The sequence below is a fragment of the Paenibacillus sp. Y412MC10 genome, from assembly GCF_000024685.1.
In the GTDB taxonomy this organism is placed as follows: domain Bacteria; phylum Bacillota; class Bacilli; order Paenibacillales; family Paenibacillaceae; genus Paenibacillus_AQ; species Paenibacillus_AQ lautus_A.
In genome coordinates this window covers 1,334,684-1,360,311 of the sequence record NC_013406.1, presented here as the reverse complement: position 1 = coordinate 1,360,311, position 25,628 = coordinate 1,334,684, and the positions used below count along the sequence as shown (strand labels likewise).

At 54.0% G+C, this 25,628-nt stretch carries 22 protein-coding genes and 1 riboswitch; of the genes, 9 read left to right on the top strand and 13 right to left on the bottom strand.

The window, feature by feature from the left end; genetic code table 11:
• Nucleotides 1–4: 4 nt before the first annotated feature.
• Together pyk and GYMC10_RS05725 are read left to right on the top strand one after the other, a co-directional pair.
• Nucleotides 5–1,420 carry a pyruvate kinase gene (gene pyk, locus GYMC10_RS05730; protein WP_012819280.1) on the top strand — a complete coding sequence of 472 codons (1,416 nt, stop codon included), beginning with the start codon at nucleotides 5–7 and terminating at the stop codon, nucleotides 1,418–1,420.
• A gap of 145 nt (nucleotides 1,421–1,565) precedes the next feature.
• On the top strand, nucleotides 1,566–2,780 hold the full coding sequence (locus GYMC10_RS05725; protein ID WP_012819279.1) for an L-dopachrome tautomerase-related protein: 1,215 nt from the start codon (nucleotides 1,566–1,568) through the stop codon (nucleotides 2,778–2,780).
• 62 nt (nucleotides 2,781–2,842) lie between these two features.
• On the opposite strand, the gene GYMC10_RS05720 is transcribed toward GYMC10_RS05725, so the two are convergent.
• From GYMC10_RS05720 to msrA, 5 genes are all read right to left on the bottom strand, one after another.
• On the bottom strand, nucleotides 2,843–4,729 hold the full coding sequence (locus tag GYMC10_RS05720) for a cyclic nucleotide-binding domain-containing protein (protein ID WP_012819278.1): 1,887 nt from the start codon (nucleotides 4,727–4,729) through the stop codon (nucleotides 2,843–2,845).
• Nucleotides 4,730–4,801: 72 nt separating this feature from the next.
• Nucleotides 4,802–5,416, bottom strand: coding sequence for a hypothetical protein (locus GYMC10_RS05715; RefSeq protein WP_012819277.1), 615 nt, complete (start codon nucleotides 5,414–5,416; stop codon nucleotides 4,802–4,804).
• A gap of 301 nt (nucleotides 5,417–5,717) precedes the next feature.
• A complete protein-coding gene (locus GYMC10_RS05710) occupies nucleotides 5,718–6,680 on the bottom strand; it encodes a phosphotransferase enzyme family protein (RefSeq protein ID WP_012819276.1) in 963 nt (320 codons plus the stop codon).
• A gap of 220 nt (nucleotides 6,681–6,900) precedes the next feature.
• Nucleotides 6,901–7,068: a hypothetical protein gene (locus GYMC10_RS32465; protein ID WP_012819275.1), complete on the bottom strand. Its 168-nt coding sequence runs from the start codon at nucleotides 7,066–7,068 to the stop codon at nucleotides 6,901–6,903.
• A gap of 21 nt (nucleotides 7,069–7,089) precedes the next feature.
• Complete coding sequence (msrA, locus tag GYMC10_RS05705; protein WP_012819274.1) at nucleotides 7,090–8,055, bottom strand: peptide-methionine (S)-S-oxide reductase MsrA; 966 nt, start codon at nucleotides 8,053–8,055, stop codon at nucleotides 7,090–7,092.
• A gap of 316 nt (nucleotides 8,056–8,371) precedes the next feature.
• On the opposite strand from msrA, the gene GYMC10_RS05700 reads away from it, so the two are divergent.
• Both GYMC10_RS05700 and GYMC10_RS05695 read left to right on the top strand, forming a co-directional pair.
• Nucleotides 8,372–8,944, top strand: a complete 573-nt coding sequence (locus tag GYMC10_RS05700) for a PadR family transcriptional regulator (RefSeq protein WP_012819273.1) — start codon at nucleotides 8,372–8,374, stop codon at nucleotides 8,942–8,944.
• Nucleotides 8,928–9,908, top strand: a complete 981-nt coding sequence (locus GYMC10_RS05695; protein ID WP_012819272.1) for a BtrH N-terminal domain-containing protein — start codon at nucleotides 8,928–8,930, stop codon at nucleotides 9,906–9,908. The genes GYMC10_RS05700 and GYMC10_RS05695 overlap by 17 nt, the downstream gene beginning before the upstream one ends.
• A 131-nt stretch (nucleotides 9,909–10,039) precedes the next feature.
• Here GYMC10_RS05695 and GYMC10_RS05690 read toward each other — a convergent pair whose 3' ends face one another.
• The 6 genes from GYMC10_RS05690 to tenA form a co-directional block, all read right to left on the bottom strand.
• Nucleotides 10,040–12,058, bottom strand: a complete 2,019-nt coding sequence (locus GYMC10_RS05690) for a PTS fructose transporter subunit IIABC (protein WP_012819271.1) — start codon at nucleotides 12,056–12,058, stop codon at nucleotides 10,040–10,042.
• A 435-nt stretch (nucleotides 12,059–12,493) separates the two neighbouring features.
• Nucleotides 12,494–14,446 carry a BglG family transcription antiterminator gene (locus GYMC10_RS05685; RefSeq protein ID WP_012819270.1) on the bottom strand — a complete coding sequence of 651 codons (1,953 nt, stop codon included), beginning with the start codon at nucleotides 14,444–14,446 and terminating at the stop codon, nucleotides 12,494–12,496.
• Nucleotides 14,447–14,696: 250 nt separating this feature from the next.
• Nucleotides 14,697–15,371, bottom strand: coding sequence for a thiamine phosphate synthase (gene thiE / locus GYMC10_RS05680; protein ID WP_012819269.1), 675 nt, complete (start codon nucleotides 15,369–15,371; stop codon nucleotides 14,697–14,699).
• Nucleotides 15,368–16,375: a bifunctional hydroxymethylpyrimidine kinase/phosphomethylpyrimidine kinase gene (gene thiD / locus GYMC10_RS05675; protein WP_012819268.1), complete on the bottom strand. Its 1,008-nt coding sequence runs from the start codon at nucleotides 16,373–16,375 to the stop codon at nucleotides 15,368–15,370. The genes thiE and thiD overlap by 4 nt, the downstream gene beginning before the upstream one ends.
• Nucleotides 16,372–17,214 (bottom strand): hydroxyethylthiazole kinase, encoded by an 843-nt coding sequence (gene thiM, locus GYMC10_RS05670; RefSeq protein WP_012819267.1) that lies wholly within the window; start codon nucleotides 17,212–17,214, stop codon nucleotides 16,372–16,374. Before thiM ends, thiD begins: the two co-directional genes overlap by 4 nt.
• Nucleotides 17,215–17,272: 58 nt before the next feature.
• On the bottom strand, nucleotides 17,273–17,959 hold the full coding sequence (gene tenA / locus GYMC10_RS05665; RefSeq protein ID WP_012819266.1) for a thiaminase II: 687 nt from the start codon (nucleotides 17,957–17,959) through the stop codon (nucleotides 17,273–17,275).
• 141 nt (nucleotides 17,960–18,100) lie between these two features.
• Nucleotides 18,101–18,204, bottom strand: a riboswitch (TPP riboswitch).
• A 263-nt stretch (nucleotides 18,205–18,467) separates the two neighbouring features.
• On the opposite strand from tenA, the gene GYMC10_RS05660 reads away from it, so the two are divergent.
• Nucleotides 18,468–18,968, top strand: coding sequence for a VOC family protein (locus GYMC10_RS05660; RefSeq protein ID WP_012819265.1), 501 nt, complete (start codon nucleotides 18,468–18,470; stop codon nucleotides 18,966–18,968).
• A gap of 1,122 nt (nucleotides 18,969–20,090) precedes the next feature.
• On the opposite strand, the gene GYMC10_RS05650 is transcribed toward GYMC10_RS05660, so the two are convergent.
• A complete protein-coding gene (locus tag GYMC10_RS05650) occupies nucleotides 20,091–21,116 on the bottom strand; it encodes an ABC transporter substrate-binding protein (protein ID WP_012819264.1) in 1,026 nt (341 codons plus the stop codon).
• Between the two features lie 197 nt (nucleotides 21,117–21,313).
• Between GYMC10_RS05650 and GYMC10_RS05645 the strand changes: the two genes are divergently transcribed.
• The 3 genes from GYMC10_RS05645 to GYMC10_RS05635 are packed head-to-tail and all read left to right on the top strand — an operon-like array spanning nucleotide 21,314 to nucleotide 24,235.
• Complete coding sequence (locus tag GYMC10_RS05645; RefSeq protein WP_012819263.1) at nucleotides 21,314–22,297, top strand: FecCD family ABC transporter permease; 984 nt, start codon at nucleotides 21,314–21,316, stop codon at nucleotides 22,295–22,297.
• Nucleotides 22,294–23,340 (top strand): FecCD family ABC transporter permease, encoded by a 1,047-nt coding sequence (locus tag GYMC10_RS05640; protein ID WP_012819262.1) that lies wholly within the window; start codon nucleotides 22,294–22,296, stop codon nucleotides 23,338–23,340. Before GYMC10_RS05645 ends, GYMC10_RS05640 begins: the two co-directional genes overlap by 4 nt.
• A gap of 22 nt (nucleotides 23,341–23,362) precedes the next feature.
• Nucleotides 23,363–24,235, top strand: a complete 873-nt coding sequence (locus GYMC10_RS05635; RefSeq protein WP_012819261.1) for an ABC transporter ATP-binding protein — start codon at nucleotides 23,363–23,365, stop codon at nucleotides 24,233–24,235.
• Nucleotides 24,236–24,604: 369 nt separating this feature from the next.
• On the opposite strand, the gene GYMC10_RS05630 is transcribed toward GYMC10_RS05635, so the two are convergent.
• Nucleotides 24,605–24,787 carry a hypothetical protein gene (locus GYMC10_RS05630; protein ID WP_009593172.1) on the bottom strand — a complete coding sequence of 61 codons (183 nt, stop codon included), beginning with the start codon at nucleotides 24,785–24,787 and terminating at the stop codon, nucleotides 24,605–24,607.
• Between the two features lie 323 nt (nucleotides 24,788–25,110).
• Here GYMC10_RS05630 and GYMC10_RS05625 point away from each other — a divergent pair, with 323 nt between their 5' ends.
• The gene (locus GYMC10_RS05625; RefSeq protein WP_012819259.1) at nucleotides 25,111–25,557 is read left to right on the top strand and encodes a hypothetical protein; all 447 of its coding nucleotides are present in this window, start codon (nucleotides 25,111–25,113) and stop codon (nucleotides 25,555–25,557) included.
• Nucleotides 25,558–25,628: the final 71 nt, after the last annotated feature.

Here is a 25,628-nt window from a genome sequence, read left to right as displayed (position 1 = left end):
AACCATGCTTAAGACAAAAATCATCTGTACGATGGGGCCGGCATGCGATTCCATCGAGCTGTTGAAAAATATGATTCAGGAGGGGATGACGGTCGCCCGATTGAATATGGCACATGGCGAGCCGGAGGATCACGTGGCCCGGATTCGGAATGTTCGCCAGGCCGCATCCGAATTAAACACGTATGTCCCGATCATGATGGACATTAAAGGTCCCGAGGTCCGGATCGGCAAGCTGAAAGAGGCTTCCTGCCTTCTGAAACCGGGTGAGGAACTGATCCTGACGACCGAAGAAATTCTGGGAGACGCCCAGCGCATCTCGGTCAATTATGCCGAGCTGAATCTAGTCGTGAAACCGGGAGACCGCATCTTGATCGATGACGGCCTTGTCGACCTGAACGTCATTCGCGTCGACGGACCGGACATTCTTTGCAAAATCGTCAGCGGCGGCGTGCTCAAACCGCGCAAAGGCGTCAACCTGCCTGGCATCAAAACGACGCTGCCTGGCGTCACCGAGCGTGATGTCATGCATATCGGCTTCGGACTGGAGAACAACATCGAGATCATTGCTGCATCTTTCGTGCGCCATGGCGACAACATCCGCGAAATCCGCAGCATCCTGAAGGAACGCGGCGCGGAGCATGTGCAGATCATCTCCAAGATCGAAAACGGAGAGGGCATGGAGAACCTGGACGACATCATTGAAGCCTCCGACGGAATCATGGTTGCCCGCGGCGATCTGGGCGTCGAAGTGCCAATCGAAGAAGTGCCGATGATGCAGAAAGAAATGATCGATAAATGCAATCTGGCAGGCAAGCCGGTTATCGTGGCAACGCATATGCTGGAATCGATGCAGGTCAATCCCCGCCCTACCCGCTCCGAGGTGAGCGACGTGGCTAACGCCGTGATCCAGGGCGCAGACGTGGTCATGCTGTCCGGAGAATCCGCCGCTGGCAAATATCCGGTGGAATCCGTTCGTACGATGGCGGCAGTCGCCCGCCGTGCCGAGACCATGATCGATTATAAGGACCAGTTCGCTTTCAAATCCAGACAACAAGTAGCCGATATTACCGAGGTCATCAGCCAAGGCGCGGTCAGCTCTTCCCTCGTGTTGAATGCCAAAGCCATCATTACGTCAACGGAGAGCGGATTTACGGCGCGGATGATTTCGAAATATCGTCCGGAAGCACCGATCATCGCCGTCACGCAGCATGAAGAAGTGCTGGCCAAAATCTGCCTGCTCTCCGGCGTCATCCCGGTAAAAGGCGACAAGGTTACCACAACGGACGAAATGTTCGAGTCCGCGACCCGCAACGCCATCAAGACAGGCTACATCGAAAAAGGCGACATTATCGTATTGTCTGCCGGCGTGCCGATCGGTCAATCCGGCAACACGAATCTGATTAAGGTTCTCCAAGTGTAACGAAAAACACAACAAGACCTCTCCGATGATTTAAGCAGCGCCAATCCGACCTTCTGGGCATATAACGAACTCAGAGGAATAAGCTCGTAAGGAAGGCGCTGCCCGTTTCGGGTGAACCGAACACGTTACCGGAGGTCTTGCCAGAATGTATATACCTTATCATCCTATGGGGATGCAGCAGCAGACTGCCCTTCCCCATGCAAGGAAAGCTCATCACCCAACAAGTCCTTACCAAATGCTGTTCCACTGGAACCGCTTGGACTGGAACTTTCCGAATGTTGCGATGAAGCAGCGGTTCGAGCTGCATCAATACTGGAAGCACTGCATGCCTGCAGGCGTCAAAGTGGACCGACAGGGGCGTTTCTATGTTTCGGTTCCGCGCTGGGCGGAAGGCGTTCCCGCCACGCTCAACACCATCGTGATGGTGAACGGCAAGCCGGTGCTGAATGCTTTTCCAAGCTGGGAGTGGAATACGCCGGGAGATGTGCGAGCGCTGCAATCCGTCCTGGGTTACGAGATCGATGAACATAACCGGATGTGGATTCTGGATCAAGGAAAAATCGCGTATAATACCTCACCCGAAGGTTCGCAAAAGCTGGTCATCTGGGACCTGAGCGCAAACCGCCTGATCGACTCCATCGTCATCCCGGATGATATTGCACCGCCTCGGACATCGTTCCTTAACGATATCGTGGTGGATAACCGGAACGGTTACGCCTATATCACCGATTCGGGCTCCGGCTGGCCCGATCACGAGGTATACGGCGGCATCATCGTCTACAATATGAGAACGAAGAGATTCCGCCGGGTCCTGGACAGCCATTACAGCACGCAGGACGTGCCAAGGTTCCGGTTCGAGATCGATTCGGAGCCGGTCTACCGCAACAAGCCGGTCCGGATCGGCGCGGACGGCATCGCCCTGGCGGCGGATCGCGAAACGCTCTTCTACTGCCAGGTAACCGGACGCAATCTGTATGCGATCGATACGGGGCTGCTGCGTAATTTCGATACCCCCGATCCGCTCATTCGAAATTCCGTTCAAGCTCTGGGGAGCAAAGGAACGACGACCGACGGCATGTATGCCGACAATCAAGGCCATGTCTTCTACACCATGCTGGAAGGCAAAGGCATCGGTTATTATTCGCCCTGCACGCGCTCATTTCACAAGCTGCTGTCCGATGACCGAATGCTGTGGGTGGACGGGGTGGCTTTCGATCAGCGCGGCTCGATCATCTTCAACAACAACCGCCTGCACCGCATGTTCGGGGAGCCGCAGAACATCGACTGGGACGATCCTTACAATCTGATTATATGGAGAGCCTACATCGGCCGGGATGTGAAGTCGTATTTATATGGTTGACGGTTATGAAAAAAGGGTTAGGCAGTTCGGGCTATCAAGCCCTCTGCCTAACCCTTTTCGTATTATAACTGCAATGCTTGACCGCAGCGGCCGCAGTAGCGCGTCCCTGCAGGCGACACGGTGCCGCAACCCTCGCAGGTTAAAGACGGCGGGGCGGTGCCCGGTCCTTCGGAACCGCTGCGCTTCGAATCGGATCCGACCGCTTGCCGGAGCCGTTCCTCTACCTGCTGGGCCGGATTGACGGCCCGATGCATCGCCCTTTCCTCCTTCGTGCCTTGCCGAATGAGCGAAAAGAGCAGCGCAATGCCGATGCCCCCGACCATGACCATGCCGACCATTTTCCACAAGCCCGCCGCATAAGGATAGTCCCAAGCCGCATGCAGCAGAATGCTGATCAGCAGTAGGGCAGCCATCCTCAGGAGCCGATGCCCGGTCGAGCCCCGTTTGGCGGATCTCCCCAGGCCATACCACAGTCCGGCTGCGGCAATGGCCGTCCAGGTGCCGTGTCCGAACGGGGACAGCAGCGCCCGGACCCACAGCACAGCCAGCATCCCCGAAGTCGCATGCTGCTGCAGATACATGAAGCCGTACAGAATGCTCTCTACCGCGGCAAAGCCCATGCCTGCCGCAGCTCCGAATACTACGGCATCCATCAGGAAACGCTGCTTGCGCCCGCGGAGGAAGAAGAAGCATACGAGCAGCTTGGCCATTTCTTCGATAACGCCGATTAGAAGCGCTGCTTGCACATGCTCGATGGTCGTTGTCTCCAGGCCGCTGCCGACGGACCAGTAGCGTTCCAGCACCCACGCAACCGGCACGGCGATGATGCCGGAAGCCGCGAATACGGCTGCCAGCCGAATGGGCTTGAATCCGAGCAGCTGGGAGCTGCGCATATAAGCAACAAACGAAACCGGTCCAACGAATCCGCCGGATATCAAGGCGGCATATATCCAAACCGGCTGTTTCAGCCAAATGGCTAGCCCTGTGAACGCAACGAAAATGCCGCCGAGCGCCAGCAGCACATCCATCCAGCGATCTTTTTTGGGAGGGGCCGGAATAACGGCTTCCAGGGTCGCGGCAGCCTCGGCTGCGGCTTCCGGCACCGGCACCTGCTCCGCCTCCATGAATTGCAGCTTCGCCGAAACCTCTTCATTGAGAAGTTCGGGCCTGCGAATCCGCAGCACCTCATGAAATTGCCGCCTGACCGGTTCGTACTGCTGCAGGACGAAATGAAACTCGTCCCTGCCCATCACCATCAGCTCGCCGTTCTCAAGCGCCGTCACCGTGCCCGTATGGGCTTCGCCGCTGAGCAGGTCCATCTCCCCGAAATAATCCCCGGGCTTATAGACCGCCTTCTTCCGGCGCCCGCTGCGCACTTCGAACCGTCCTTCGGCAATCATATAGAAACGGTCCGCCCGAGTGCCTTCCGCGACAATGACATCCCCTTTGTATACTTTCCGCCTGACCGTGACCTCGGCAAGACCGCGCAGCTCCGCGTTCGGAACCGCGGCCCAGATCGTCGCCTTGCTCAGCATCGCATGCATTGTGCGGATTCGGGCCGAGAACGACAGGCTCTCGTGAAACATTGGGCTTGCCGCGGCAAGCCGGCTGAACGCGTTCTGCTCCAGCCGCAATGCCGTTACCTCGCCGATCGCCTGGGCACCCGAAGTCCTTTTTTCCTCAAGAAACAGGGAGACCTCCCCGATCAATGCGCCTTCGCCCAGAACGTCCAGCGTCACCGTGTGGCCGATCAGATTCCTCGAAACGATCTGAACCTGCCCGCTCATGATGAAATAACAGGAATTGCCGTAGCTTCCCTCTACGATCAACGGATCCCCGTCATGAAACAGCTCCTCATGCATGGACTGGACGGCACCTTCCAATTCATGCAGCGGCACCCCGCGAAACAGCGTATGATTACGCAAAAACTCCATCGCCTTCGTCGTCATCTGCATTCTCTCCATAGACGAAAAGAATCCGCCCGACGGCAGATTCCTCTCTATTCATTATGTACGACTCTATTATCGCATATTTCCGATGATGCTGCTGCGTGATTCTTCCATTTTCTTAATAAAATTCGTCATGACGTCAAAGGCTTCATTGCGCTTGTTGGTCATCGACTGCAGGCGAAGCATGTCCATTTGCTGGGAGTTCGACAGACTGTCGATCGATCCCTTCAGCTTCTCCGTGGCTTGATTGAGCTCTTCGGCGGTATATTCCTTCTTGGATGCATCTGCGATGCCTTCCGCTGCCAGCTTGCCGGCAAGATCGTCCGGTATCGAATATTTGCCGTCCACCGCTTCTCCGGACAAGGCGCTGTTAATGCCTGCCATGGCGTCGTTCTTCTTGGCGATTTCCTCGTTCCGCTTCTGCACGTCCTGAATCTGGTTGTTAAGCTGCGCATCCAGCATCTGTGTCCGCTGCTGCTGCACGACCATCAATGCGCTCTCAAGATCCATGCTGGACAGATCGATCTGTGCGACGTTACCGATCCCGCCAATGGCATTGTTCGTTGCGCTTCCTCCTACGGCCTGCTTGACCGACTGGTAAGCCTGGTCGTTCATCATGATGCCCGTGCCTGCCACTACCCCGACCAGAAGAGACGCGGCCGTGGATAAAATCATTTTTCGATTCATCGTTTCAACTCCTCTAATTCTTTGTGCCTAGTACGAAAATCATAGCAAATGCCTGAACGGCGAACAAAGCAATATTTACCATTTCTCGACAATTTATATAAAATTGAAGGGATTTTTTTCGCTTCCGTCCGCTCGCTGCTTGCCCAATGCCATCCATGGGGATGATTTCGGCTGATACCGCCTTGAAGCCACGACAAAAAACCACACCGTGCCCGATGTGGTTTTCCTGGTTCGATTAGCCCACTAAAGCCGTCCGGTTGCTAGCAGCCAGCATCCAAGCTGCGCGTCGTGGCTCGTGCGGTTACCACGGTTCCCTGAACCCCTGTCTATCCTGCTCGCAATCGCGCAGCAGCTTCGTGCGAAGCCCCTCATACCAAGAGGGGACATCGGCCAACTCGCTGTCCTCCAGGGAACGCAGCACGCTGGCAAAACGATACAAACGGCTGAATCTTTGAAATCTTGAAAACTCTGCCTCCAGCTCGTGATCCAGGCTTCGGATCGAGCGATACCCTTTCAGAAATGCCTGCTTGTCATGCTCCGACTCGGCATCGGCAAGAGCCGTGACGATATCCGCCGCATACCAATGGTACATGGCATCGTCGAAATCGATCACGTGAAATGAACGTTCCTTCGCTTCATAAAAGATGTTATCCAGCATGAAGTCATAGTGGATCAAGCCGTACGTCTGTCTCGACGCGGGCAGGAACTGCAGCCATAGACTGATCCGATGAAGCTCATCCATAGCATCCTGCTCCCCGGGATGCCGCCGCAGCACCTGATCGATCAAACGCAGGATGTCCTCCACGCTTCTTCGCCTTACGGCTCCAGGTTCATATCGGCTGGACAGCGTATGCAGCCTTGCGAGCGATTTCCCCCAGTCCCTGCACTGGGACGCGGAGGGAGTGTCATGGAATGCAATCCCTCCGGCGGCGCTGAACACGACGCCGTGATACTGCCCCTCCGGTACCTGAATCGTCTCGATCCATTTCCCGTTCACGGAAGAAATCGGCACGACGCAAGGGTACTCGTGCTTAAGCAAATACTGCATGAATTCCAGCTCGGCCGCCAGCTGCTGGGCCGTATTTTCTTCCTCAAAATTAAACCGGAGGAAATAACGCTCTCCATCGCGGTTAAACATATACACGAAGTTGGAGCTGGCCCGCCAAAACTTCAGCGTTCCCTCGTCAAACTCCCAGTTGCGGATCAGCTCGCGGGCCGCCTTGTCACCAGCAAGTCCGCAAACCATCGTCGTTAACTTCATCATTTGCTCTTTTTCCTCCCGCTACAGCGTGAGAGGACTTAAACCTCGACTTATCCTAAGTAACAAGCCCTCTCATCTGTATCCCATTGTGAATATGAATCGTATTCAACAACGTCACCCCTTTCCGCACATGGACGCAAGAATTGGTCTTGCCCAATCCTATTCTAACGGAGCTGCCAGCCATGCGGGTGGGAGAGAACGGGTATAGGTGAAGTTTACGGCACTATCCTTCTCCCCCGCCTTCTTCCTTAGATAATCTTTTGAATGCGAACGCCAGAATCAGGCTCATGACGATATACATCAACACTTTGGAAGCTGTGCTATACGGGGAGAGCAGTATCCCTGCCAGAAAAAACAAATTCACTACAAGGTACAGCAGTTTGATTATCATAAGATGGCCTCCATCCGTTCCCTACTCAAACAGCCCGGCGAATTCACCGTAGCCTTCCCGGACCAACGCTTCCTCCGGTATAAAACGCAGCGCCGCGGAGTTTACCTGATAATGCAGGCCGCCCGGCTGAGGCCCGTCATGATACAGATGTCCCAGGTAAGAGCCGGACAGCCTGCCGTAGAGCGCGGTGCGTACCTTGCCGCCGCGGAGATCCCCTTTTTTGCTGATATATCCTTCGTGCAGCGGCTTCCTAAAAGCCGGCAATCCCGTACCCGCATCATATTGATCGGTCGAGCTGAATAGAGGGTCGCCGTTCACCACGTCCGCGTAAATTCCCCGGCTTGCGTGATTCCAATACGGATTATCGTAGGCAGGCTCGTCCAAGCCTTCTTGCGTCACCGCGTATTGGATCGCGGTAAGACGCCTGCGCAGCTCATCCTGATCCTCTTTGCGGCTCCAATGCCGCTTCGCAAAAGAATCCCGGCCGGAACCCTCATAATACCGGTTATAGTCATACCGGTGGGTATTATAGTAGTTCTGATGGACATCCTCCGCGGGATAAAAGGGACCCGCCGGCAGGATCGGCGTCACGATCTTCCCCTTGAACCGGCCGCTAAGCTGCAGGATGCGCTTGGAAGCTTCCGCCTGCTCGCGCTGCGCTTCGTCATGCACGAAAATCGCCGACCGGTAAGACGCCCCGCGGTCCATGAACTGGCCTTCCGCATCCGTTGGATCAATCAAGCGCCAATAGATGTCCAGCAGCCGTGAGTACGGAAACACATCCGGATTAAACCGGATTTGCACGGCTTCGTAATGCCCCGTCGTTTCCGTTCCTACTTCTTCGTAGGTCGGATTCTCCGTATGGCCGCCCGTGTAGCCGGAAACCAGAGAAAGGATGCCGGGCAGCTCGTCAAACGGCTTCACCATGCACCAAAAACAACCGCCGGCAAATGTCGCCAATGAGGTCTTGCCGACTCCATGCTTCAAGGCTATCCGCTCCTTTCATCCACCGTTGTCTGTTTCATGATGATATTAGTGTAGCCTTGAGGACGCAATGGCAGCAAGCATCATAACGTTTAATTGGTGTGTAATCGACGACTTCTCCTCCAAGATCGAGTCAGGAATGAGAAAGCAACCCGCTTAGGCGTTCTTCGGGAGCACTGACCTTGAACTCGACATGCGACATAAAAAACCAACCGTCTCCTGGCTGGCCATACGAGCCTGTCATGAATCCCGTGATTGATCTTTTATTTCACTAGTGTTATATTGCATATGTGAAATATTAAAGACAAGGGGGTCCTTCATGCACCCTATTTCAAACGTCGAATTCATGTTGCTGCAAATGATCGCAGAATGTCGTCAAGCTTCGGGGTACGATATCAAGAAGCTAGTCGATCAACGAGGCTATCGGGAATGGGCGAACATCGGCACGACTTCGATCTACGTAGGACTGAGGAAACTGAGCGATAAAGGATGGATAGCATCCGAGGAATCCGACGAAAAATCTGGTAAGGGACCCGTGCCGACCCGGTTTGTCCTCACCGAAGCCGGTATGGTCAAGCTGAAAGATGAAGTCCTTGACAGTCTTTCGTCAGCACGGGAGCGCGACAACCGCTTCGATCTCGGTTTGGCCGCTTTGCCTCTTATCGGGAACGACATGGCCATAGCTGCCTTGCGGAAACGGTTGGATTTTCTTCGGGAGGCTTCAGAAGGCATAAAGCTAAAATTCGAATCCCAGGGCGGTGTTCGATTGCCGCTGAACGTAAGAGCGCTGTTCTTGCATCCGATCAGCCTAATGGAGAGTGAGCAGGCGTTCGTTGCCAGTCTAATTAACGAATTGTCGAAGGAGACCAGGGAAGATGACCACAAACATTGAAGGTTTTGTTCCTTACCAAGGCGACCATTGCGAAACGACCACCATGGGCAATTTAATGCAACATGCGGGAGCCCGGCTATCGGAGCCGATGCTGTTCGGGCTCGGACAAGGGCTCGGATTCATTTATTGGGACTCGAAGGGAATGGATTTTCCGTTTATCGGAGGAAGGGTGAAAGTGGATAAATTGACGGCCAACCTCGCCGACAGGCTGGGTTTGACCGTTAATGTTCAAGAAACGTCGTCCGTCGACAAAGCGTGGCGGAACGTACGGAGCTGCATCGAACGCGGAATCCCGGTTGGGCTGAAATTGGATTCCTATTACTTGGATTATTTCACGAACAAAGTGCACTTTGCCGGTCACTATGCAGTCCTATACGGCGTGGATGACGAATATGCCTACATGGCAGATACCAGACAACAGGGCGGTCTGGTGAAGACACGTTTGACAAGCTTGGCCGCAGCCAGAAACGCAAAGGGAGCCATGAGTTCCCGAAATCGCTCTTTTACGCTCGAGCCAATCGACGCCTTACCGCCGCTCGTTCCCGCATTACGCGCATCCTTGACCAAGAATGCGCATGACTATTTGAACCCGCCCATTCGCAATATCGGGAATAAAGGCATTGTAAAAATGAGCAAAGAGATTCTGAAGTGGCCTTCCCGCAGCAACCATTTCGAACATGATTTATGTCTGACCGCATTGCTGATGGAGCGTGCGGGAACCGGCGGTGCTTTGTTTCGGAATCTGTATCGGGATTACTTGAAGGAATGCGCCGATCGGTTGGAAGACTCGAGAATCCAACAAGCCTACCTTTTGTTTACGGAGATCGCGCCAATGTGGACCAGTGTCTCCGCATCGATCGACCGTGCGGGAAGATCAGGTAACACCCAGGAGCTACAGCAGGCGTCCGACCTCTTGCTCGAGATTGCAGATAAAGAACGCGCAGCCATGAAGTTATTGCTGTGAAGACGATTGACATGGCGCCGGCTGACAAGCAAATCCGTGGATTTTGCGAAAGCAAGCCGAGAAACGTACAAAACCAGCCCCGCTCATTTCTGTGCGGGGCTGGTCTAGGTGAATTCACTCAGCGTCTTGAATTAATGCACCTGATCGAGCAATCGATAGGCCTCTTCCTTGGTTGTCACCGCCAAGAGCGCTTCCCTGAAATCATCGTCCATCAGCTTTCGTGACAACATTTGCAGCACTTTCAAATGCGCATTCTGTTTACTATTACGCGGCACGGCAATCATAAAGATCAGTTTGGCTTCACTCCCGTCCAGACTCTTCCAGTCGACGCCATCCTGCTGGATACCAAAAACCACGCTTGGTTTCAGGACAGCATCCGATTTACCGTGAGGAATCGCAATATTCATGCCGATGCCGGTGGAGCTTTCTTGTTCCCGGGCTAATATGGCCTGTTTAAAATCTCCGTCCGCTCTGATCGCCCCATTCCGTTCCAATACACCGATCATTTCGTCGATGACCGCATCCTGTGTTGTTCCGACCAGATTCAGGTTAATGAGATCCGGTGTCACAATATCCGTCAATTTCTCAACGCGGATAGCAGAAACTTCCGTTGCTGTAGCACTATTGATCACGGTTGAATCCACTTCAGCTGAGTCCGCAGCTATGGGTGCAGCCGCGTCTACTGTCGACGATTCACCTGCTCCGGCAGGATCCTCTATCGCTTCTGCTCCTTCTCCAACAACTGCCGGAGTCACAGCTGCAACATCTTTCTTGAGCAGGCTCACCATGATAACCGACACGGCTGCACCGACCATGACCGCTATGAAGAACATCAACACATGATCCACGGCACCGAGCACGGCTACAATCGGACCGCCATGGGCTACGCTGTCACCGACACTGCCCAGCATGGCAATCACCGAACCTGTCATGGAACCGACCATAATACTCGGAATGACGCGTAGAGGATCTTGCGCCGCGAATGGAATCGCTCCTTCGGTAATACCGAACAATCCCATCGTAAATGTTGCTTTTCCAGCTTCACGTTCCGCAGGCGTAAACTTCCTTTTGTTCATCATGGCCGCCAGTCCCATGGCAATCGGAGGAACACAGATGGCAACGGCAATTTGGCCCATAATTTCATAGTTTCCTTCACCGATCATGGCCGAGCCGAACAGGAACGCAACCTTATTCACGGGACCACCCATGTCAAAAGAAATCATCGCTCCCAGAATAAGCGCGAGCAGAATCGAACTAGTACCCTGCATTCCCGCAAGCCAGACGGTTAACGCTTCAAACAGATCCGCAACCGGAGCGCCAATCACAAAGACGAAGATTAACCCTACAACTAGCGAAGCCAGTACCGGGATAACGATAATGGGCATAATCGGCTGCAGCGACCGAGGAACCTTGATCCTTTTAATAGCAAGTGCGACATAACCCGCCAGGAAACCGGCAATAATCCCCCCGATGAATCCAGCTCCTGCTTCACTTCCATAAAAGCTGCCGTTCGCAGCAATGAACCCGCCGACCATACCTGGTGCAAGACCGGGCCTGTCCGCAATACTCATGGCGATAAATCCGGCAAGGATCGGAACCATGAAGGTAAACGCAGCCGCGCCGATACTTTCAATCGTTTTCCAGATCGAATCTTCCGGTATCACCAGGCCACCCGGCGTTTTCACGCCGCCCATCGTCAGGGCGATTGCGATGAGCAGCCCACCGATCACGATAAACGGCACCATATAGGATACACCGTTCATCAAGTGACGATAGATCGGATTTTGTTTAGGTTTGTTCTCACCTGTCATATCTTCAGCCGACTTGGACTGTGCCTGATAGACGGGTACATCCCCTTTCATCATCCGTTGGATCAGCTCTTCTGGACGACGGATACCATCCTGCACCCCAACGACAAGCAGTTTTTTACCTACAAACCTGTCCTTCACCACCGTCTTATCCGCTGCGATAATAACGCCATCGGCTTCGCGGATATCCTGCTCCGTGAATTGATTCTCCACGCCAATGGAGCCTTGGGTCTCCACTTTCATCTCAACGCCAAGCTTCGCGCCTGCCTTCTGCAGATTCTCAGCGGCCATATACGTATGTGCAATTCCGTTAGGACATGAAGTAATCGCTAATATTTTCATGTTCGTCATTCTCCTTCGCTGTCATGTTCCCGCTTACATTTATAGTGTACACGCTGAAAACGCTGTTATCGGATGAACTTTTTACCGGAACTTCCGGAAAAACAGGTTTATTTCGCAAACAAACAAATATCCCCACAAAGTGGAGCCTGTCATGCTTGTTCGAAATACATACTTTGCGGGGACCCCAAAAAAATGTAAAAAGCAGGACGTATACCGTCCTGCTTCACCATCACAGTTTCAAATAGTGCGTGTTCAAAAAGGTCGATTTTCAGCACCGAGAAGGTTGGATGAAGCTAGGGACGTCAGGAGCGGAGCGTACGTTTTGGGTACGTGAGCACCGGAAGGCCCGGCTGAATTCAAGATTCGATGCCGAGCTGCTTCCTGATTCGCTTCGTGATCAAAAGCGGACTTTTTGAACAACCTCTACTACTAATTTTACCCTTTTAACGTATTCAGCAATCGCATCGCATCCGTCTCCTTAGACAACGCGCTGACCAATGCCGGCTGCTCACTGATCCGTGACAATTCCCTGAACAGCTGCCGCATCTCTTTCCGCTCATCATGCTTGACCGCAAGCAAGAACACAAGCTCTACCTTCTCGGATCCCCAGGTTATCGGCTGCTTCAATGTAACAACAACGATGCAGGACTGTTTAACCCGCTCCGAGCTTCCATGTGGGATCGCAATGCCACCCCCAATCGTTGTAGCAGACATATTCTCACGATCCAGCACACTTTCCGTATATCCTGCCTCGACATATCCTTTGTCCTCCAGCATCTGCGCAAAATTGGCGATTAACTGCTCTGGACGCTTTACCTCCTGCTGAGGAAAGACGAGAAACGGTGTCGTATATTTCAAAAAGACTGATTCCTCAGCCGCCCTGCTGTCCGGCTCATCGAGCCCCCGGATCGCTTGCTCCAGCTTCCGCTCGTCACTGGCCTCGAGCAGAGGGGAAACGAGGATATGTGGTGTTTTTAACTCGGGCAGATCAACGGTCGTAATGACAAGGTCCACCTCATGAGCTGCCAGATAATCCTCAACTTCCGCTTTGGACATCGTTGTCTCTACATGCACGGACGGGAATCTCCGTTCCACCTTCGCGAGAAGCAATTGGGACATCCCGACGCCCATATGACACACGATTATGACCTTCTGAGGGTGGCTTTCGTTCTGGTGAAGCCGTTCTACAGACGCCTGAAAATGCAAAGTCAAATACGCGGCCTCCTCTTCGGGAAAGTTCAGTTGGAGCGCTCCCCCCACCTCTTCCAGTGCCATGATGACGCGATCGAACATATAGGGATACATCTTTTTGATCTCGGCCAGCATCGGATTGGACACAGCCAGACCATAATGAAGACGGTTCATGGTCGTGTACAAATGCACTTTCAACCCGTTCAATAATACCGGGTCCTTGGAAAAAGGGATCATATTCAGCTCCGACATCCGCCGAATCAGCTGCTCAACCAACTGTGGCAGCAGGGGGTGGCTGTCTGCCAGATCGCCCCGCCGGGCACTTCCATCCTCCTGCGTGTATCGGAACTTCCCGCCAAGCAGGTGCAGGGTTAGATAAGCGGTTTCTTCCTTGGAAAAAGGGACGGCGAACAGTTTTTGCAGTTGCTTCAAAAAGTCTATCGCCCATGCAAATTCCGCTTTGTTCTCCAAAAAGGCTATGTCCTGCGCAGAGAGCGAAATCGGCTGTCCCAGCTTGGTCCGTTTGACCATAAGCAGTATATGCAGCATCAGGCTTTCAAAGGCTTCATCGGTGAAGCGAAGCTGATGCCGCTTTTGCAACGCCTTCAACTCATGGTATACGGTTGCGATCTCGTGCGGTTCATACTGGTTACGCATCATCTGTCCCGTCAATTCCGGACGGTTGATCAATTGGTTCAACCGCGCCAGCGCCATCCGTTTGTTCTTCTCCGAGCCCTCAATCATGAAGCCTACTCGCTGCTTCGTCATTAAGCTCAGATCAAAGCTCCGCAGCCAGACCTCAATCTTTTCCATATCCCGACGGATAATCGCCTTGTTCACGTAAAACGGTGAAGCCAGGTTCTGCAGGGTTACGGGCTTCGCGTTCATCAAGAGCCGATATGCCAGGTGCAGCACCCGTTCCTCATCGGATTCATCCTCGGCGGTACTCTCGTTGGAATACAAGCGGTGGAATAAATCAGCCAGATCCGCTTCCCCGATCTCCAGATAGACGCCAAGTCCCGGCCTTTTCACCAGATGGCCGCTGGAGTGCTTAGCTATATATTCTTCAATCACCTTCAGATCGTTTCGGATCGTCTTCTCCGAGCACTCGGTCTGATCCGCCAGATCCTGAACGAGCCACAGCCGGTTCGGTTCCATTAACAAATTGCGAAAAATCTCTTTTTGCCTATTATTCATTCCGATCCCCTATTCAACTTAATGGGAGTGCTCACTCATCGTAGAGCGGGTACATTGTCCTACGTATATCATATCCGGGTCTCTATGGCAAACGGATCTGGGAGGTTACACGAGAGTGGATCAAAAGAAATGGCATGTTGACGGAAAAGCTGAGCATATACAGTATTCTAAAAATCTGACGTAAACAAAACAGGGTGCCGCAGAAGTCGGCCCCCTTGTTTCATGATCCGATTATAATCCCTCTTACATCTTAAGAAATTCTTTCGGTCGTACATCGTATCTTATCTATAAAAGCCTCTACAACTTCCCGCGCCGACTCCGCTCCCGTCACGGCGGATATTACCGCGACGCCATCCGCACCCGCTCCAATCACTTCCTCCACGCGCTCCACGGTAATCCCGCCAATCCCAACGATCGGCAGATGGATTCCAGCTTCGCGAAGCTCACGGAAAATTGCTGGGCCTTGCGCAGTTCTGGCATCATCCTTCGAGCGGGTCGGATAGATCGGCCCGATCCCAAGATAATCGGCGCCGTGGAGAATCGCGCGCCGCGCTTCTTCCACCGTGTGGGCGGAAACACCGAGAATCCGGTTGCCGATCCGCTCGCGGACGGAAGCCGCGGATTCGTCGTCCTGGCCGACGTGCACGCCGTCGGCGTCCAGCTTCAGTGCCAACTCCACATCGTCATTGACGATGAAGGGCACGCCTGCTAGGTGGCACTCGGCCTGGATACGGCGGGCCAGCCGAATCATCGGCTCCCCGGCGAGTGCTGCTTGCCCCTTCTCACGAAACTGGACCATGGTTGCGCCTCCAGCCAGTGCTTCCTGCACGACCAAGCTTGGCTCGACGCTGCAGTTCACGCTGCCAAGCACGAGGTACATCCGCAGATGCCGTCTCATGATCTCGGGTGCCACTCTGCCCGTCATCGCAGCACCGCCTGACGGCGGCGATTGTATGCCCAATGATTGGTCGGGCCCTGTCCCTGCCCCAGGTTCAATCCGTCCTCAATGGCCGCTTGGATAAATAAGCGCCCGCTCTGAATCGCATCGTATGCGCTCAAGCCTTGAGCAAGGCCTGCGGTAATGGCCGCAGAGAAAGTACAGCCGGTACCGTGCGTATGAACGGTATGAATTCGTTTGCCATATAACTCTGTGAAGGCCATGCCATCGTATACGAGGTCGATGACCGGAGGACTTTCGGGATTACCGTCATCGTTGGAAAAGAGCGAACGGCCCCCACTATACTCCCCAGCAGGCATGGCAGTGCTCGTTTGACCGTGCGTCCTATCGGACTGAGGCATTTCTTCCTGCTGCATATCCGCCGCTATAGCTGGTTCCCTGCCTCTTTCGTGATCTGTGCCTTCACCGTTACCAAGCATTCCCTCGTCATGACCGCCTTTGATCACTACGATCCTGGGCCCCAGATCATGAATACGCCTCGCCGCTTCGTTGCGATCGTTCATCGTGCGGATACGCATCCCCGCCAATACTTCGGCCTCCGGTATATTGGGGGTGACAATCAACGCCAGCGGCAGCAAATCTTCTCTTAAAGCCTGCACCGCTTCGCTTTGCAGCAGCTCCGCCCCGCCCTTGGCGATCATCACGGGATCGACAACGACCTTCCCCCAGCCGAATGCCCGAATCCGGTCAGCAACCAGCCGAATGATCTCGGCGTTGAACAGCATGCCCGTCTTCAATGCATCTACTCCGAGGTCCGAGCCAACCGCTTCAATCTGCTCCGCAGTTGCTTCGGGCGGCAGCGGATATACGCCGTGAACCCCCATGGTATTCTGCACCGTAATCGCGGTAATCGCCGACATGCCGTACACGCCGAGCTCCTGGAAGGTTTTCAGATCGGCCTGAATGCCGGCGCCGCCGCCGCTGTCAGACCCGGCAATCGTCAGGGCACGGGGTATGCGAGCCTCGCTCATCGTGTGCCTCCGGCAGCCGCCGCTCCCGCTTCCAGTACAGCGGCATACCCTTCCAGCGATCCTGGATGAAGCTTCGCCAGCTCGTCCAGGAAAGCGATCTGGAAGCTTCCCGGTCCCAGATCTGCCGTTCGCTCAGCAGCTTTCGCCGCCGCGGCCCCATAGAAGGCCAGACCCGCCGTACCTGCAAGCAGCAGGTTCGCTTCCACCGCGGCAAAGGCACCCAGCACCGAGGTCAGCAGGCAGCCTGCGCCGGTCACCTTCGTAAGCAGCGCATCCCCTCCGGCAATGATGCGCACTTCCGTTCCATCGGTAATCACGTCCTCTTCACCGGTAATGGCCACGATCGTGCCTAACTCGCGCGCAGCCCGCACGGCCAGCTCGGCATGATTGCTGCCTGCGCTATTGCCTGCGTCTACGCCCTTGATCTCGCGGACCTCCCCGATAAGGTGAGCGATTTCAGCCGCATTTCCGCGCACGAGCGAAACCTTCACCTCGCTTAGGATCCGCAGCGCCGACTCCGTCCGAAAACGGGTCGCTCCCGCGCCGACCGGGTCCAGCAGCACCGGCACGCCATGGGCGTTCGCCGATTGTCCCGCGATCATCATCGCATCCACCAGCTCGCGGTTCAGCGTGCCGATGTTCAATACGAGCGCGCCCGCGATAGCGGCCATATCCGCCACTTCCTCCGGCGAGTAAGCCATGACCGGCGACGCGCCCAGCGCGTACAAGCCGTTAGCCGAAAAATTCGTAACCACCACGTTCGTCATATTGTGAACGAGAGGGCTCGTCTGCTGTACCTTCGTTAAAAGCACCGAAACCTCTTTTTCCCATGAATGCATTTATATCAGCCTCTCTTCGCTATAATGGAATTCCATTTATGCTTGTGAACATCGCTCTTTACAGCACGGCAGCCTCCAGCTGCACCGGCCACTCCTCCTGCTTATAAGCCATGTCCCAGAACAGATACTCCAGCTGGCAGCTCAGCATGAAATGCTCCCTCATCCGTTCCCGCTCGGCTGACGTCGCACGCTCCGCCCATGCATCGACACGGCCGCGGAATTTGGCTGTCGCGTCTTCCCCCCGGTTTCCGTAGAAAGAAATCCAGTCGTAAAACGGATGGGAGGCATCCGGCTTCACCTCATTCAGCAGCTTGCGGCCAATCTCCAGATACGTCCATGGGCATGGCAGCAGCACGGCCATAATCTCGCCCAAACTACCCTCATGCGCCACCGTCAGCATATGACGGATGTAATGATGCGCGGACGGAGCCAGCGGATATCCTTGAAGCTCTTCATAGGTCACCCCGGCGGCTGCGCAAAAATTCTGATGTGGGTGCACCTCGCTGTGCAGAATGAATGAAATCTGTTCGTTAAAGGTCGCGATCTCTTCCCGGCTGGTCGATTTGGATATGGCAATTCCGTAAATCCGCATGTAGGCATTCAAATACTCAAAATCCTGCTTCACATAGTGAATCAGCTGCTCCCGCTCCAGATTCCCCTCGGCAATGCCTTTTACGAAAGGATGATCGAAGATTGCTTGAAAAATGCCTCCCGCCTGCTGACGGAGCTCTTGCGTGAAACTCATGTTTGTCCCCACCTCCAACATATTGAAGAGCAGGAAGTCCGTAAGACACGACTTTTCAGACAACGCTAAAAAGCCGCCCCGAAAACTGGAGCGGCTTCGTCAACAAGCCCGGGTGCGCCAAAAAAACGCACCGAGACCTCATATTCGAAGGCTCCACTTTCCTACGCTAGTACGAACTAGATCAGGTTCAAAGGGTCCAAGATACGCTCTTGTCTCAGCCGCCAACGGCTCCCCTAGTGGACTTCCTATTCTTTTGTCTAATACTGTACATAGGTTTGGGGGTGGTGTCAAACGTTAACAGTTTGTGGACGGAACCTCAAGCTCGAACCTTCCTCCGACCGCGTGATTGTGACGATGTACGGTGGCGGCTGTCTTTTCGCAAGATAAAAACGCAGGCTACCCCAAACTCATACCGGAAACACTGACGCTCGGCTGTCATATATGCCCCCGCATAATGAGTGCATAAGCGCAATTCAAATAAATGAAGTTTAAAGGAGCGAGCGTATTTATGACGAACCAACCGAAAGCGGTTAAACCCATTCCGGATGGCTACACCTCCGTGACGCCGTGGATCATCTCAAGAAACTCCGCAGCGCTGATCGATTTCCTCAAACAAGCATTCCGAGCCGAAGAGCTTGCCCGCGTCTATGTTGGCGATGGTGTCATCGGCCATGCCGAGGTCCGAATCGGAGATGCCGTCGTCATGATGTTTGATGCAAAGCCGGAATGGCCGGATAGCCCGGCATACCTCCGTTTGTATGTTGAGGATTGCGATGACGTGTATCGGCAAGCGCTGGCCGCAGGAGCGGTCTCGGTGACGGAGCCAACGACCTTGTTCTTCGGCGATCGGGTGGGACGGGTACGGGACCCGTTCGGCAACTTATGGTGGGTACAGACACGAATGGAGGACCTCACTCCGGTGGAAATGGAACAGCGTGCCCAAGACCCGGAATACATCCAAGCGATGACCTATGTTGCAGGGGCGGAGATCGTGGTGAAGATGTCGTAAAAAGTTACCGTGAAGCGAGCGTTATCACAGGGAGGACATGGGTGGATTCGGTGTCCCAAGGGTATGCATGGATGGCTGCCGACCAAAACAACTTAGAACAGCATAACTTAGAGTAGCTATGGGTTAGAGGTAGAAACCTGGGGGACACAAAGTAGTATATAGTAGGTGCTATTACTGGTCTTGGTGCTACTACTGGTCTTGTGCGACTACTGGTCTTGGGGCGACCGCTCGAGGACAAACGGACTGAGGATACGTTATTTAGCTGAAAAGACGTAATTTTTGATGGCTAACGGACACCAGATACGTTACTTGTAGAGTATGATGGCAAAAGGACAGTTTATTGCGGTAATAAGGGATCCTGTGTCCGTTAGATCTAAAAATCGAGGGCGAATCAGGAGATTAAGGGAACTGGTGTCCGTTAACGAGTGCCTTGGTGACTGGCTGGTATTGATGCTATTACTGGTCTTGTGCGACTACTGGTCTTGGGGCGACTACGGTATTGATGCTACTTCTGATCTTGGTGCTACTTCTGATCTTGATGCTATTATTCGTCTTAGTGTGACTACTGGTATTGATGCTACTACTGGTCTTGTGCGACTACTGGTCTTGGGGCGACCGCTCAAGGACAAGCGGACTGAGGATACGTTATTTAGCTGAATAGGCGTAATTTTTGATGGCTAACGGACACCAGATACGTTAATCATAGAATCTGATCGCAAATAGGCTCCTTATTGAGGTAATAGGGGATCCTGTGTCCGTTAGATCTGAGAATCGGGGATTAATCAGGGAAATAAGGGAAATAAGGGAACTGGTGTCCGTTAACAGGTCATGGTTAGCGGCATGATGCCCGGAGTTGGTTAAGCTGTACTGGCGAGCAATGTGACATGCAGCTGCATACCGGCGGTACTTCGATGTTGCGGTTCTGGCGACGTTGCGATGCCGGCGACGCGCGATGCTGCCGACGCGCGATGCTGCCGACGCGCGATGCTGCCGACGCGCGATGTTAAAAAAGGAGGCACCCTCGCAAGATCTCAGATCTTGCGAGGGTGCCTCCTTTATCCACTTGTTCCTAGCATCTTCCGCTATACGATGATACTAGCCTTCAGCATCCGTCTTCATTCCTTACTGAATGCCGTAAAACTCCTGCAGCTGGTCGATCATCAGGTTGGCCGCCAGGATGCCGCCCGCCGTATTCCAGATCGCGTCATCCACTTTGTGGGCTTGACCGTTCTTCACAACGTTCAGGTTCTTCCACAGCGGATCGTTGATCCATTCCTGCTCGGTCTGGTTGGCGCCGCCGTCCCCTGTCTCATAAGTGAAGTAGAACAGTCTGTCGGCTTCCACCTCAGGCAGACGTTCCTTCGTGATCTCGTCCACGAAATCGTCCTTGGCGTTCTTGGTCATGTCGTTGCGGGCGATGCCGATTTTATCGAAAATAACGCCCGAGAACGTATTGGTGTGGTACACCCGGGTCTTGCCTGCCATGAAACGAACAACGGAGACGGTTTCGTCAAGCTTGCTGCCGGCCTTCTCTTTAAACTCCTGGATCCGCTTGTCGTAGGCAGCCAAAAGTTCTTCGCCTTCCGACACTTTGTTCAGCGCCTTGGCATACAATTCAAAATTGTTCTGCCACTCGCCGCGAAGATCCTCGGCAAAAACAGTCGGCGCGATCGCCTTCAATTGCTCGTATACTTTCTCCTGACGCATCTTGTTGCCGATGATTAGGTCAGGCTGCAGACCGGCGATCAGCTCGATGTTCGGCTGGCTCTCTTCCCCGACAACGGTAACGCCTTCCATCTGGTCTTTAATATGCGGATACCATGGATCGCCCGTCCAGGATCTAACGGCACCTACTGGCTTCACGCCCAAGGCCAGAAGCGCCTCGGTTCCTTCGTTCGTGAGGACGACGACCTTTTGAGGCGTTCCTTTGATCGTTTCCGTCCCCATGGCATGCGTAACTTCATACGATTCGCCGCCGGCAGCAGCGCCGCTGTTGCCCTCTGCTGTATTCGTCGTGTCGCCGCCCGCGTTGCTTGTCCCTTCTTGCGCCGGGCTTGCTCCGCACCCCGCAAGAATCACGATCATGATCAGAGCCAGCAAGCTAAACTTGAGGCCTCTTGTCCGTTTCTTAGCCATTCCTGTTCCCATTCCTATCTAAATCCCCCTTGTGTCATATCGCTCTATTTGAAAACCATTATCAATCACTGATTCAAAACTATAAAGGGTTTCGTGAAAAATATCAATATATTTGTGAGAATGATTATCAATCTCATTGACAGATAACGTCCCTTCACCTAAAATTCATATGAACTTAATTATTCATGGACTTAAGAAAGTGAGCATATATGCGCGTATTCGGACTATTGATATCGCTATTGGCGCTGGCCGCTGCCGTCATGGGCAGCATCGCATTCGGAGTAACGAACATCCCTCTTCATCAGATATGGGAATCGTTCACTCACTTTAACGGAAGCAACGAACATCTGATCATTCTCACGGCAAGGCTTCCTCGAGCGCTCATTGCCGTTGCCGTGGGGGCATGCCTTGCGGTTGCGGGTGCGCTCATGCAGGTCATCACGCGCAATCCGATTGCATCGCCGAGCACGCTGGGCGTGAACTCCGGCGCGGCTTTCTTCATTATTCTGGCATCGGGCTGGCTGGGCATTGGCGGACTCCAGTCCCTTACCTGGGTCGCGTTAATCGGAGCTGCCGTCAGCGGCGGTATCGTATTCTTCCTCGGCAGCATCGGCAGGGACGGCATGACGCCGGTCAAAATCACCTTGGCAGGAGCTTCCATGGCCGCTTTCTTCCACTCCCTGACCCAAGGATTAATGCTCTCCGACGGCAAAATGTTTGATCAGGTGCTGGTATGGCTGGTCGGTTCGGTAGCCGGACGCGATTTGAACCAGCTAACCGCCGTATGGCCGTACATGGCCGTTGGCATGCTGGCTGCGCTGCTGCTGGGACGGCATCTGAACGCCCTCTCCATGGGAGACGACATCGCCCAGAGCCTCGGGCAAAAAACCGCACTCATCAAGCTGTTAGCTGCTGCAGCCGTCATCCTGCTGGCCGGCGGCTCCGTAGCGGCGGCGGGACCCATCGCATTCGTAGGGATCATCATCCCTCATATCGTTCGGTATTTAATAGGAAATGATTATCGGTGGATACTACCTTACAGTGCGGTGTTTGGCGCACTCCTGCTGGTGACGGCCGATCTCGGCTCCAGATACATTGCCATGCCGAAGGAAGTCCCTGTCGGCGTGATGACTGCAATCATCGGGGTGCCGTTCTTCGTGTACATAGCCAGGAAAGGAAGGCGAGCACAATGAGTAAACACCGCATATTCCGTTCCCGGAACGCCAAAGTCTCGTTTATGCTGGAGCGAAGAACCCTATGGGTGTGTCTGATCCTATCTGTGCTTTGCATTGCCACCATGATTATCAGCACGGGAACCGGCAGCCAGTTTGTTTCGCCGCTGCATGTCGTCAAAGCGTTATTCGGTGACGCTCCCCCGATGGAGCAGGTCATCGTCATGCAGCTAAGGCTGCCCCGTATTATCATTGCTGTGCTGATCGGCGCGGCGCTCGCGGTGGCGGGGGCTATTCTGCAAGGCGTCATCCGCAACCCGCTTGCTTCTCCGGATGTCATCGGCATTACGGAGGGAGCATCGCTGGGAGCGGTTCTCTTCATCTTCATATTTACGGGCGCCGTATCCATCCATTGGATGCCGCTCTTCGCCATTCTCGGCGCTTTTTTCATTACCGGACTGCTGTATGTGCTTGCCTGGAAAAATGGCGTATCGCCACTGCGACTCGTCTTGATCGGAATCGGGGTATCGGCCGCGATCAAATCGATCTCCTATATGCTGATCATCTCCGGACCGCTGCAGCTGGCGGACCGTTCGCTTACCTTCATGGCGGGCAGCATTTACGGCATGTCCTGGGATAAAGACGTAATGACCTTGCTTCCTTGGGTCGCCGTTCTTCTTCCGCTAACCTGGCTGCAAGCCAGAAATGTGAATATCCAGGCCCTGGGAGACGACGTGGCCAGCAGCACGGGCGCGCAGGTTCAGAAGCAAAGGCTGATTCTGATCGGACTCAGCGTTGCTCTGGCCGGGGCGGCCATCTCGATCGGCGGCGCCATTGCTTTTATCGGATTAATGGCACCGCATATGGCCCGCAGGCTCGTGGGGCCCAACTTCGGAAGCGTGCTTCCGGTCAGCGCGCTGATCGGTGCGATTCTGCTGCTTGTCGCGGACCTGGTGGCACGGACGGCCTTTCTGCCGCGCGACGTGCCGGCAGGCGTATTCACCGCCGCGATCGGCGCGCCGTTCTTCCTCTACCTGCTGTATCGTAATCGCAATCGATTCTAGAACCGAAAGGAGCTAAAGCGTCATGAATACGCTGGAAGCAAAGGGATTGGGTCTGTCCTACGGGGGAGACTTTATATTCGAAAATCTGGATTTAACCGTGCCTATAGGTAAAATCACCGTGTTTATCGGCAGCAACGGCTGCGGCAAATCCACTTTGCTGCGCTCCATGGCCAGGCTGCTGAAGCCGCAGCGCGGCTCGGTAGTACTAAACGGGGCCGACATCGCAAGCTTGTCCACCAAGGACGTTGCGCGGAAGCTCGCTATTTTGCCTCAAGGGCCAACGGCTCCGGAAGGACTGACGGTCATGCAGCTGGTGAAGCAAGGGCGCTATCCTTACCAGAGCTGGCTGCGCCAATGGTCGCGGGAAGATGAAGAAGCGGTCACAGCAGCTCTGGAATCCACGGGACTGACCGAGCTGGCTGATCGTACAGTTGACTCGCTGTCAGGCGGCCAGCGGCAGCGGGCCTGGATTGCGATGACGCTGGCGCAGGAAACGCCGCTCATTCTGCTGGACGAACCGACCACCTATCTGGATTTAACGCACCAGATCGAAGTGCTGGATCTGCTGTACGACTTAAACGCCAAAGAACAGCGGACCATCGTCATGGTGCTGCATGATATCAATCTGGCCTGCCGTTATGCCGACCATATCGTGGCCATCCGCGACGGGAGCATCAAGGCTGAAGGCAAACCGGGAGATATCATCAATTCCGACTTGATGCAGACCGTGTTCCAGCTCCCATGCGAAATTATTCAGGACCCGCTGTACGGGACTCCGATGTGCGTTCCGCGCGGGAAGGGCAAACGCCGACCTTCGGCTGTCCAGCCGAATACGGCAGAACCGAATCAACTAACAACAACTCCGACGCCCGCCCCTGAACTGGCAACGGTCTAGCATATACAAACATACAGCCGGCTTCGTTTTCGCTTTATGCGGGAAAGCCGGCTTTTTTAATTATTTGGACCTTTGAATCTGTTGTATCTGTTGGATCTATGTCGAGAAACAAAAGAGACATATCAAGGCCTACAGAGACACATCAAGACCTACAGAGACACATCAGGCCCGCAGAGACTCATCAAGGTATGTAGAGACATATCAAGGCCTACAGAGACATATCAAGGCCTGTAGAGGCACAAAGAAGGCCGCCCCAAAAACGTCGGGGCAGCCTTTTATATTTGTAATAAACGCTAAATACATAGGTTTCGTCTTCCATTGCACCACTTGTACACATGCTGTTCCGCTAACCATTCGGTTACCGACCGCTTATGACCATTTGCCTGCACGCGGGGTTTTATGCTTCTGTCGAAGCGGAAGTCCTCCGAACAGCTTGGACTTTTCACGCTTCCGTTGTTCCAGCAGTTTCTTTACCCCTCGCATCAACATACGATACCTCATCTCATCCTCGTGACCGAACTTGCGCATTTCGTCAAAGTACTCGTCTGTCATCCTATCCCCCTGCTGTATAAGTCTATAGAACTAGGATATAAGAACGAACTATACAATTTCTCAACAAGGATTGGTTACACCCTAAGCATGGTAGCTCCTGCATAGCTGAGGCCCGGCAGTGTCAACGACTTGCTGACTTCGCCGAAGAAGAGCCTGATTCTCCTCACCTTCAAGGGCTTAGAAAAAAACTGGCAATCAAGATTCACTTTTATCCGCCTGTCATCGTACTCGCTTCATTCGTTCCAATGTTGTACAGCGAGAATGTTCGTTTCGCATCGGAACGACAGGTATTATACAATAAACGAAAAAAGGGGGCGTCGCTCATGCGGAGTACATGGAAGCTGAACGGGCCGGTCTGGGCAGGCATCCCGGCGGGCATTCTTCTCGGGCTGTTCCTCAAGATCATCGAGCACGTCACCTCGCTGGAGGTCTACACGCTGCTCCTGAACGTCGATTACGTGCCTCTCTTGAAGGAACTCAAGCTCTCCGAACTTGTCGAGTTTGCGCTGCATCTCGTCATCTCTGTCCTGCTGAGCATCGCTCTAGCCATCTTTTTGAAGCAGAAGAATTGGTCCCGCGGGCGAATCTTGTCCTGGGTTTCATTGGCCTGTTTGGCCGTAGGACTTCTCCTATATCCGACCACCGTCTTGTCTGACCGTACCCCGGAATTATCAGACCCTGCTGCCCTTCTATTCTGGCTGGCCGGTCATCTGCTGTACGGCATTGCTTTGGGCTGGCTGCTGACGAAGTCACGCGGAGCCTCTGCCTAGTACGGAAAGCAGTCTTTCGAAAACGCCAGTTTATAGATTAATGCAAATATCCGCTCCACTTGAGTGGAGCG